General features: G+C 44.3%; 9 protein-coding genes. 7 read left to right on the forward strand and 2 right to left on the reverse strand.

Annotation, left to right across the window (positions count from 1 at the left end; translation table 11 throughout):
• The first annotated feature begins 89 nt into the window (after positions 1 to 89).
• From fraC to larE, 5 genes are all read left to right on the forward strand, one after another.
• Positions 90 to 608, forward strand: coding sequence for a filament integrity protein FraC (fraC, locus tag QUA34_RS26545; RefSeq protein WP_333227340.1), 519 nt, complete (start codon positions 90 to 92; stop codon positions 606 to 608).
• Positions 609 to 613: 5 nt separating this feature from the next.
• Complete coding sequence (locus QUA34_RS26550; RefSeq protein WP_333331764.1) at positions 614 to 1,612, forward strand: DUF5357 family protein; 999 nt, start codon at positions 614 to 616, stop codon at positions 1,610 to 1,612.
• A gap of 168 nt (positions 1,613 to 1,780) precedes the next feature.
• Positions 1,781 to 2,554, forward strand: coding sequence for an ABC transporter permease (locus QUA34_RS26555; RefSeq protein ID WP_333331766.1), 774 nt, complete (start codon positions 1,781 to 1,783; stop codon positions 2,552 to 2,554).
• A gap of 161 nt (positions 2,555 to 2,715) precedes the next feature.
• The gene (locus QUA34_RS26560) at positions 2,716 to 3,495 is read left to right on the forward strand and encodes a Uma2 family endonuclease (RefSeq protein WP_333390091.1); all 780 of its coding nucleotides are present in this window, start codon (positions 2,716 to 2,718) and stop codon (positions 3,493 to 3,495) included.
• A gap of 135 nt (positions 3,496 to 3,630) precedes the next feature.
• Complete coding sequence (gene larE, locus QUA34_RS26565) at positions 3,631 to 4,458, forward strand: ATP-dependent sacrificial sulfur transferase LarE (RefSeq protein ID WP_333331772.1); 828 nt, start codon at positions 3,631 to 3,633, stop codon at positions 4,456 to 4,458.
• Between the two features lie 594 nt (positions 4,459 to 5,052).
• Here the strand turns inward: larE and QUA34_RS26570 are convergent.
• Entirely contained in the window at positions 5,053 to 6,915 is a 1,863-nt protein-coding gene (locus QUA34_RS26570; RefSeq protein ID WP_333390093.1) for a polysaccharide biosynthesis/export family protein, read from the reverse strand.
• Positions 6,916 to 7,248: 333 nt separating this feature from the next.
• Here QUA34_RS26570 and QUA34_RS26575 point away from each other — a divergent pair, with 333 nt between their 5' ends.
• On the forward strand, positions 7,249 to 7,944 hold the full coding sequence (locus QUA34_RS26575) for a class I SAM-dependent methyltransferase (RefSeq protein ID WP_333390094.1): 696 nt from the start codon (positions 7,249 to 7,251) through the stop codon (positions 7,942 to 7,944).
• Between the two features lie 16 nt (positions 7,945 to 7,960).
• On the opposite strand, the gene QUA34_RS26580 is transcribed toward QUA34_RS26575, so the two are convergent.
• Positions 7,961 to 8,314, reverse strand: coding sequence for a DUF4864 domain-containing protein (locus tag QUA34_RS26580; protein WP_333390096.1), 354 nt, complete (start codon positions 8,312 to 8,314; stop codon positions 7,961 to 7,963).
• A gap of 182 nt (positions 8,315 to 8,496) precedes the next feature.
• Here QUA34_RS26580 and QUA34_RS26585 point away from each other — a divergent pair, with 182 nt between their 5' ends.
• On the forward strand, positions 8,497 to 9,459 hold the full coding sequence (locus QUA34_RS26585; protein WP_333390098.1) for an endonuclease NucS domain-containing protein: 963 nt from the start codon (positions 8,497 to 8,499) through the stop codon (positions 9,457 to 9,459).
• Positions 9,460 to 9,530 lie beyond the last annotated feature (71 nt).

Raw genomic sequence — 9,530 nt, forward strand, 5'->3', positions numbered from 1 at the left:
CGCAATCAGGTGCTCAAACCTCCGGTTAAGATTATTCCGTTTGTGCTGTACAATTAAAATTTAACACGGACTGATATACCTAAAGGCTTATGATTGCGAGTGTTTTCCCATTTCGGACTGTTTTGGTGCAAATTTTAATTATGTTTTTGGCGATCGCGATCGAATCGTGGTTTTTGCAAAAACTACTTAAACTCGGCCCCAAAACCAGCATTGAATATACAGCCATCCTCAATCTATCTTGTACTTGCGTAGGCTGGTTAGTTTTCTTCGGCATTGAAAGCGTTCTTAGCAAAGAATTGCGGGAACAGCTTATCGGTTATATTTTATTAGGACGTGGGGATAATGTTTACGCTCCAATAACTATGATAGCACTCTCAGTATTAGCAGTAACATTTGTAGCTAAATGGCAGGGATTAGAATTCATAGACAACATGGTTTCCGGCAATAAAAAAGCTGCCAAACCTCAGTTTTTAGGGCCACCCACCCTCACCCGCCGTCCTCCCAAAAAAACTTTTCAAGTAACTACCCAGTTTGGGGGAATTTTAATCGCCCACACTGTTAGCAATCTCGTTATTTTAACCGTGTTGTTTTTGCAAAGCGTCTATTGAAATTTATGATGAAGCAATTTTTAGATGTCACTCAGCAACTCACTAAGCTGACGAACAACCTTTGGGAAACCAATAAAAAAATCCAAAAGGCGATGATTCCGCCTAAAGTTGTTCACTGGAAGACTCCTTTACTACTCAGCATCTTTTTAGCTTTGCTGACAGTGGCGGCAGTCACTGACTGGCGGACGAGAACTCTGCTTTTTGATATGAGTTGGTTATTTTTTACACTTTCAATGGGTTTGCTGACCAGCCAGCAACCTTTTGTGATTAAAGGAGTAAGTCTGAGTCCGTGGGTGACAAGCATCTTAATTGGCTTGTGGTTACTGATAAGATTGCCGTCGGATAGGAAGGAAATAGCATGGATAGCTGGCCCACTTATAGCAGTAGTAGTTCTGGCGACAATAGAGATTTGGAATAGCGAGTCAAAACGGGAAGGTATCAGGTCGTTGGTGCGCCCTCAGTTTTTGATGATTACTCTAGTTCACCTGCTGTTTTCCTGTTGGTTTGCTTTTCACTTTTTAATTCAAGGTTGGATACAACAGTATCCGAGCGTTTTATCTCAGGATTTGAGGCAAAGCGATTATGTGGTGACATTTCAACAGCCAACTATTAATCGCTCCCGAGGAGTTGTCATCCTCAATGAAATGGAGCGATACCTGCGAAATGAAGCCCGCACAAAACCGTGGGCGCAAGTAGAGCAAATGTTAATAGATATTGACAACGAGCGATTTTTTCTGCGGAATCAAGCCTTAAAAACAACTGGGGTAGTCGCAGAAGATGCGAGGTGGGATGTCAAAACTTCGATCGTCCAAGGAGATTCCCGCTATCAGTTAGAGATGCAGGCAACTTGGCTGGGGCTGGTTTTTAGACCGGAAATATATTCGTTTACCAAATCTTGCGAGGTGTTCAATATAGGCAATAGGGCGACTGTAACCTGCGATGCGATCAAACGCTCTCAACCCGGACAGAAAAAAGATGGAACGGCGGGGGACAGCCAAGTTTGATTCTGTCTCTGTTAACTAATTGCGATCGGTATAGCGGGAGAGTAGGAGGGTCTAAGAGTGGGAGCTTCTGAGAGGCGGAGATGGAAAAAATCCTCTTTCTTCCCTCTTCCCTCTTCCCTCTTCCTTACACTAAAGTATGGCGAAAGTTTCCAGTGGGTTAATAACTAGATGAATTTGAGAAGAATCTTGACAGTCGCGACCAATGTATTTTGGGAAGTAATTCGCGATCGCATCCTTTACTTAATTATTATTTTTGCTCTGTTGATGGGCGCCTCGGTACGGTTGATACCGGAATTGGCGGCGACAACCGAAAAGAAAATTATCTTAGATATCGGTTTAGCTGCTATGAGCATTCTCGGTCTAATTGCCACAGTTTTTGTGGCTACCGGATTGGTCAACAAAGAAATTGAAAAGCGCACTGTTTATCTGTTAGTTGCTAAGCCGATAAGTCGGGCTGAGTTAATTGTGGGCAAGCACTTAGGGCTGTCGGCCGTGCTGGCGGTGCTTGTAGGGGCAATGACGGTTATCTATCTGGCTATTCTGAGTTTGAGCCGCATTCCTTTCCCTTTGGAAAGCATTTTAATCGCTTCGTTGTTTGTCTGGTTTGAGCTGTGTCTGATGGCTGGTGTCGGGATTTTATTTGGAGTTTTTAGCAGTTCGCTGTTGGCAACTTTACTGACATTTGGCGTTTATTTGATGGGACATTCGACGCGGGATTTAGTGGCTTTGGGCAAGTTAACTAAAAATCCTGGCATTGAACAATTGATGATGGGACTTTATCTGGTTTTGCCGGATTTAGCCAGATTCAATTTGAGAAACGATGCTGTTTACGGACAAGTTCCTTACTTGGCAGGTTTGATTACAGATGCTGGCTACGGTTTGCTGTATGTGGTGCTGCTGCTGTCAATTGCGATCGCCATATTTTCCCGCCGGGAATTTTAAAGCGCGCATTCCGCACCTTTAGGGTAATGGTTTGTAGTGAAGACTAAAATCCTCACTACAAACAATTTTATTATCGACTTAGAGCGCTAAGATATAGAGAAGGTTATCGATCGCCAATTTCGACTAAAACTCAAACTTTTATTGGTAAAATGAGGTGACTTATGACTACTATAATTCACAAACCGATATCCCCGCTCAAGATTACTTGGCCACTGCTACCCGATGATTTCATCCTACCAGACGACCCTGTAGACGATATAGACCATCCCTTGCTAGCTAACGGTTTGCGCCAGTCTGTAGTGGATTCCCCGGAACTAATGCAAGACGCACTAATAGTTTCTAATTTTGCTTTGTGTGCTGCTGTGGACGATCGCACTATTTGCAAAGCCCCAGACTGGATGTACGTGCAGCCGGTTCAAAAGAGGCCTCACAACTATCCCCGCCGCAGTTACACGCCTCATACCGAAGGAACAGTTCCTTTTGTAGTGATGGAATTTCTATCAGCTACTTACGGCGACGAATACTCTGTCGAACACACAGAACAAATCGGCAAGTGGTTTTTTTACGAACAAGTAATCAAAGTTCCTCGCTATGTCATTTTTCGGCCGCATACAGGCCGAATAGAAGTTTATGCGCTGGAATCCGAGCGTTATGAAAATCAAAATCCTGATGAAAACGGCCGTTATTTAATACCTGGATTAAATCTATTTTTGGGAGTGTGGCAGGGAACTCGCGAAGGTAGAACGGGATATTGGCTGCGCTGGTGGACGGAGGGCGGAGAACTGCTTTTGTGGCCGGAAGAAAGGGCAGAAAATGAACGCCAGCGAGCCGATCGCCAACAGGAAGACAAAGAGTTAGTCGAAACGCTGCTGGAACAGGAAAGACAGCGAAATCAAGAACTTTTGGCTCGATTGGCAGCCCTCGGTCTCGATCCCGAATAGCATTAGAAGTCTGAGGGAAGTCGGAAGAATGAACAGGTTCGAGGGAAGAAGGGAAACCGATCGAAATATGCTGTCTTCATCCTTCTTTCTTGAGTTTACTGTCTTACTTATATGTTGGTAAAACAAGGTGAAATTATGTTAACAGAAAAACTTGAAGAATTAAAAAATATTTTCGCAGAGATGGAACGGGCTTTGATTGCCTACTCCGGCGGAATTGACAGCACTTTGGTAGCAAAAATCGCTTTTGATGTATTGGGCGATCGCGCTTTGGCAGTGACGGCTGTTTCGCCGTCTTTACTGCCCGAGGATTTAGAAGATGCGCGCATTCAAGCAGCAGAAATTGGCATTGCCCATCAGGAAGTAGAAACTCAGGAAATGGCAAATCCCAATTACACTTCTAACCCAGTTAACCGCTGCTATTTCTGCAAAAGCGAACTGCATGATACTTTGAAACCTCTAGCACTAGCAAAGGGTTATCCTTATGTGGTTGATGGGGTTAATGGTGACGATTTAAAGGATTACCGTCCCGGAATTCAGGCTGCGAAGGAACGCGGCGCGCGATCGCCTTTAGCAGAAGTAGGCATGAGTAAATTGGAAGTGCGGCAGTTGGCCAAAGAATTGGGTTTGCCTTGGTGGGACAAACCGGCTCAACCGTGTTTGAGTTCGCGCTTTCCTTACGGCGAAGAAATCACCGTTGGAAAGTTGCAAAGAGTGGGGCGCGCCGAACGGTATTTGCGCCAGTTGGGACTGAAAAATTTGCGAGTGCGATCGGACGGAGATACGGCCCGCATTGAGTTACCAGCAGAGGAGATTAAGCAGTTTGTGTTAAATGCGGATTTGCCTGCATTAGTCGCGGTGTTTCAAGAGTTTGGTTTTGTTTACGCGACTTTGGATTTGGAGGGGTTTCGCAGTGGCAAATTAAATCAGGTTTTGCAGCCGCAGTTGTTGCAGGCAAAAGGTTGATTAATTTTCCCGAATACAAAAAATTTCTCATGATTGATGTAGTTTGGGAAATGGACAAAGGGGAACCCTGGCAATCGAACCTTTATAGTGGCGTTGCTTAATCAGGGTATGAAAAAAATAACTTTAAAATCCCAAAGCTTTGTGGATACTCGTTTCTATGACGGTCATATTTAGCGTTTCATACCGTAAATCAGCAACGCCTAGGATGTTTGCCGTAGATTTGGGATGTGCCATGTAATAGCAAATCCGGTTTTATTAATACCCCCTTTATTTCTTAATCCCCCTTGATATCATTTCCGGTTACACTCATACATGATGTTGACGGTTGACGGTTGACTGTTGACGCCGTGAACAGTCAACAGTCAACAGTCAACAGTCAACAGTCAACTCGAATTTACTATTCCGATGCTAACGGATTTGATATGACTCGGACTTCGTTTGACAAGCGAATTTCTTGATAGTACAATCCCCCGAATTTATCCGTGGCGTCAATCCAAAATCTAAACTCTAAAATCTAAAATCGAATGACTCTATGCAGCGGTTTCAACCGCCGATTCATAAAGAGGGTGGCTAACTTTCAACGCCCGAGTCTGATCAAGGAGTAGTTGGCTGAATTTGCTGTGGCTGCATTTGCTGCTGCTGATTTTGGAGCAGAAGTTGCTGCTCCTGGATCTCGATTTGCCGATTCTCAAGATCTATTTGCCGCTGTCTGTCTTCGAGTTGCAGTCTTCTGTCTTCAAGTTGCAGTCTTCTATCTTCTTCTTGCCGCAGTCTGTCTTCACGTTGTAGCTCTCTGTCTAGCAGTCTGTCTTGACGTTGCTCTTGTCTGTCTTGACGTTGTTCGCGAAGCTGTCTGAGCTGATTTCGCCGCTCGAAATCTCCTCCCAAAAATAAGTTTTGAAAAGCGTTGATAGTTGCTTGAAACCCAGTAAAAACGCCGCTAACAGCGCTGATCCCATTTGCAACTCCTGTTATTGGCTGCAAAAAACTGTTGATATTGTCTCCTACCCTAGCATAGCCCGATCGCGCTACCAGAATCACATCGTCGTTGCGGAGAGTGGGGTTATTATTAGGATTCAACCCTTGAGCAAAATCCACCTCAATCGTGCGACGAGAAACAGTACCGTTGGGGTTCAAACGCAATAGTTCTACTCTGTCTTTTTTAGCCCGCAATTGATTGAAACTGCCTGCAGTCAGCAGAGCTTGGTGCAGGGATGTACTAGGCCGCACCTGCAAAGCCCCAGGCCTAATTACTTCTCCTACAATATTGATGCTAATCGCGTTCGGCGAAAAACTGCTATTTGCGACTTGAGAAACTTCAGCTAAGTCTACGGTAGCTGCTGTCGGGATAATTACGCTATCTCCTTCTTGCAGCAAAATATCTTGAGTTGCGTCGCCTTTTTGCAGCAAATCCCACAGATTTACCATGATAGTTTGTTCATTGCCACCTCTGACTCGGCGGCGGATTTGCACGCGGCGAATGTCAGCTTCTGTAGTGATACCACCAGCAATTTTCAATGCTCTAGTTATTGTTGGTAAGCCTACAACTGCTCCTTGCTGTTGGTCGATAGCTACAAAACTCAACTCTGTTTGTTGGTTGCTCGATCGCACATCCGAAGCAAATACAGTATAAGGCCCCGGCCGGTTTACTTCCCCGACAATTACCACACCAATTGGTTTAGTAATATCAGCGGAAAAATTAGCACTGGCTCTTTGACGAACTTCTTGAGTATTCAGGGCCCTTGCTGTCGGTACAAAAATTGTATCTCCATCTCGAATCGTGACATCTTGACGCAAATTTCCCGTGTCTAAAAAATCCTGCAAATCAACATTAGTAACTTGCTCCGGCCCGCCTCTGTTGGAACGACGAATTTGGACATTTCGCATATCTCCTGCTGATGTCACCCCTTGTGCAAGTTGCAGCATTTCCATCAAAGTCGGGAATTTTACTCCTCCTCCTTCTCTAGTGGGATTAATCTTGTAGGAACCCGGGCGAGTAACTTCACCCGCAAGACCTATATTTAGGGGGCGAGCGACGATCACAGTTACGGTAACAACGGGAACATTGATGAAGGGTTCGTATCGCTGGGTAATCACATTAGCGGCTTGTTGCAGCGTCAACCCTTGAATTGAGACGCTGCGAATAATTGGCAAATTGAGCGTCCCATCAACTAACACTTGATATTCTCTGCTGAATTCAGGGACGCCGAAGATATCTAAAGCAATGCGATCGCCCGGGCCTAAAGTATAAGCTGCTTCTGGTGTCAGCGAACCAGAATTGCCGATCGGCGGCAAACTCGAACCCGGAGGTGGCGGCGGTACTCTCGGTTGGTTTGGGTTCCTAGCGGGCGCAGGAGTTCTGACGGCAGGTAACTGAGCTCTACTGGGCAGCGAACTCAATAGCACCAGGAGTGCTGACAAACTCAGACTTGTAGCGGTTTGAATGGTATGTTTCATCTTTCTTCCCTGGTTGCAGCCTGCCAATGAACAAGAGCAATTTAGCTAGTGGATTTTAGTTTATTTTCCCTGCTGTCCAGTGTAGCCTCGCTGTGCTGCAAAATCCACAGGTGCAAGCATAAAAATTGTATGATCGCACTTAACTATTTTGCCCCTTGTGTGTAAAGAAAGTGTAAAGCCCGCCAACTGTTGTCAGGATTAGGAGCTCGTTTGAGCAAAATTTTTCATACATAAGTCCGCATACAAATCAACCCGCCGAAGAAAGGAGATAGGAAAAAACCTCCCTGATTTGAGGTAAAATGTTAAATAATTCTCTCTGCAGGACAAAGACAAGTGTCACTAAAATTGGATAAAGTAATTCCCTGGGGGCGCTGCTTGGATGAATACATAGGAATGTTTAGCTTGACCTCAAGTGACCTCAAGCTAGCAATTCTTGATTGTGCGGGCGGCCCGGCGAGTTTCAATGCGGAAATGACTCGCCAAGGTAACAAGGTAATTTCTTGCGATCCAGTTTATCAGTTTACTGCGGTGGAAATTGGCGATCGCATCCAAGAAACATATCAAACTGTGATTGACGGTGTTAAAGCCAATTTAGACGGCTACCTGTGGAATAATTTTGAATCTCCCTACCAGCTAGGCGAAGTGCGAATGAAGGCGATGCAGGAATTTTTAGAAGATTTTCCCTCTGGCTTACAGCAAGGTCGATACATTAATGCTGAGCTGCCTGTTTTGCCTTTCGAGAACGGTAAATTCGATTTAGCTTTGTGCAGCCATTTCTTATTTGCTTATTCTCACCTACTTTCCGAAGAATTTCATTTGGAAGCAATTACAGAAATGTGTCGGGTTGCGAAAGAAGTCCGAGTCTTCCCTCTATTGCAGAGTTTTAGCGGGGAGGAATCAGATCACTTAAACCCGACGATGGCAGAATTGAAAAAGAGAAGTTTTAGTGTAGAAATTCAAGAGGCTCCTTATGAGTTTCAAAAAGGCGGGAATAAGATGCTGCGAATTAGCAAAAAAAGCTCGGTCTAAAAGTCAGCCTAACTTATTATGCTGTTATCGAAACCAAATAACAGCCATTGATTCGCCAACTATTATCAAACTGTTTTTCCATGAGATAAATGGCTCGGATTGGGATGCCTTCCGAGTCCAGCAACAGCACCGGCTGAGCGGGAATTCCTTCTACGGTGGCGAGGTTTTCAAATAATACCGAGCGCGGACGGTATACAGCTTCATAGGCAATTTTTACCATGTGCATAAAGTTTTCGGCTGTGCGAAACTGCTGCTGAATTCCGGGACTGGCGAAGGCAAAAGCCCCAGCAGCATTGTCTTTTTGAAAGGCTTGTAGTTGCTGTTCTACGACTGAGCGAATGGTAGCGCGATCGCTTTCACTGATGAGCATATTTTTAATAATTTGTCAAGAGATGGGAGTGTCGAATAGTTACTATTATAGCGCTCCCACTTAAAGGCGATTTTGTTGCGGGATGGCTGGGAAGCTGTCAGGGCGATCGGGGTTTATTTAAACCCTCAGCGCACTACAGACATTAGTGGTAAAATTGGTTAAAGACTTTAAGAATTGTCAAAATGCTAAGCAGCGCCGCATTGAGGAAAACAGGGTCAGGGTGGGAATTTGCAAATGAAGAAGCGTTAGAGGATTTTGTCGAAGTTCACTTGCAAAGTTTGCTCGGTTTGACAGTCATCAAGCGGCAATTCACTGTCAACGAGCAAAGATGCGATATTATAGCGGTGGACGAGACTCAACGGTTAGTTGTGCTGGAGTTGAAAAACGGCGAAGATAGATATGTCGTTCAGCAGTTAACTCGTTATTACGATGCTTTGTTGGAACAAAAACCTTTTGGCGATCGCGTGGATTACGCTCAACCCGTTCGCTTAATAGCAATTACGCCAAAATTTCACAGGGATAATTTTACAGACAGGAAGTATCACGGGCTATTTTTTCAGTTTTTGCAATTTGCGATCGTTCCTGACGGGGAAAAATTATATTTACACTTTAAAGATGTAGATACCGAACACACTTCACAAGTAGAGATTACATATCGAGAACAATCCAGCAACGAAACTCTCTCTGAACCGCCAAGGTTGCTTTTAAAATTTATCCAAGAATGTAATGAAACTGAACGCGAAGGAGTGTTGAGCGTTCGCAGACAGATTCTAGGCTGTGATAGACGCATCAAGGAACTTACTGACTCTAGTAGTATTAAGTATGGTATCGGCAAAAATAAATTGATTGCTGAATTTAGATTTGATGCTAGACGAAATAGCCCTGCAATGTTTTTATGGCTCCCACTTCCCAGAGGATACAACAATAATAAAATTCTAGCTAGAATGAGAATTTGGACGAATTGGGAAATAGTCACAGATACAGGTTATATTCGGAAGGGAATTGGCATAATGGTTAATGAGGATGAATACAAAGTAGGTAGGGTTTCTCCTTCAGCTAAGTTAATGCCTGATACCTCCTATAGGGCATTAGGTGCCAGGGAGAAATTTTTGAATAATCCAGCATACAGAGAGAATTATGTGTAAGGATTCAGGTCAGAGGGTATTGACAAGTGTGACATTCTGGGCGGAATATTACAATTATGGAAAAAAACCTG

The sequence above is a fragment of the Microcoleus sp. POL10_C6 genome, from assembly GCF_036701585.1.
Taxonomy (GTDB): domain Bacteria; phylum Cyanobacteriota; class Cyanobacteriia; order Cyanobacteriales; family Microcoleaceae; genus Microcoleus.

What these genes read in the sequence shown, in the direction of transcription:
- QUA34_RS26580 (WP_333390096.1), bottom strand. Translation starts at nt 8,314, where the DNA reads ATGCTCATCAGTGAAAGCGATCGCGCTACCATTCGCTCAGTCGTAGAA.
- larE (WP_333331772.1), top strand. Translation starts at nt 3,631, where the DNA reads ATGTTAACAGAAAAACTTGAAGAATTAAAAAATATTTTCGCAGAGATG.
- QUA34_RS26555 (WP_333331766.1), top strand. Translation starts at nt 1,781, where the DNA reads ATGAATTTGAGAAGAATCTTGACAGTCGCGACCAATGTATTTTGGGAA.
- QUA34_RS26560 (WP_333390091.1), top strand. Translation starts at nt 2,716, where the DNA reads ATGACTACTATAATTCACAAACCGATATCCCCGCTCAAGATTACTTGG.
- QUA34_RS26570 (WP_333390093.1), bottom strand. Translation starts at nt 6,915, where the DNA reads ATGAAACATACCATTCAAACCGCTACAAGTCTGAGTTTGTCAGCACTC.
- fraC (WP_333227340.1), top strand. Translation starts at nt 90, where the DNA reads ATGATTGCGAGTGTTTTCCCATTTCGGACTGTTTTGGTGCAAATTTTA.
- QUA34_RS26550 (WP_333331764.1), top strand. Translation starts at nt 614, where the DNA reads ATGATGAAGCAATTTTTAGATGTCACTCAGCAACTCACTAAGCTGACG.
- QUA34_RS26585 (WP_333390098.1), top strand. Translation starts at nt 8,497, where the DNA reads ATGCTAAGCAGCGCCGCATTGAGGAAAACAGGGTCAGGGTGGGAATTT.